The organism is Flavobacterium aerium, assembly GCF_030766725.1.
GTDB lineage: Bacteria > Bacteroidota > Bacteroidia > Flavobacteriales > Flavobacteriaceae > Flavobacterium > Flavobacterium aerium.
Window position 1 is genome coordinate 1 of the sequence record NZ_JARQWR010000047.1, and the last position, 375, is coordinate 375.

Here is a 375-nt window from a genome sequence, read left to right on the forward strand (position 1 = left end):
TAGCGGTAACGGTAGTTATTACTAAAACAGAAGCACCAACAACAACACAAACAACACAGACCTTCTGTGAAATTGATAACACTACTATTGCAAGTTTACAAGTAACAGGAACACAGGTTCAGTGGTACGCGAGTGCTACTTCAACAACTCCTCTAGCTACAACAACTGCTTTAGTAGATGGAGCAACGTATTACGCTTCTCAAACAGCAGACTCTTGTGAGAGTGCAACACGTTTAGCGATAACTGTAGTTATTACTAAAACAGAAGCACCAACCACAACACAAGCAACACAGACTTTCTGTGAAATTGATAACACTACTATTGCAAGTTTAAATGTAACAGGAACACAGGTTCAGTGGTACGCGAGTGCTACTT

The 375-nt window shown here is 40.3% G+C and carries 1 protein-coding gene; it reads left to right on the forward strand.

Going from position 1 to position 375, the window contains the following annotated elements:
- Nucleotides 1–375, forward strand: a 375-nt coding sequence (locus tag P6733_RS17925; RefSeq protein WP_459553646.1) for an Ig-like domain-containing protein, incomplete at both ends; no start/stop codon positions are given.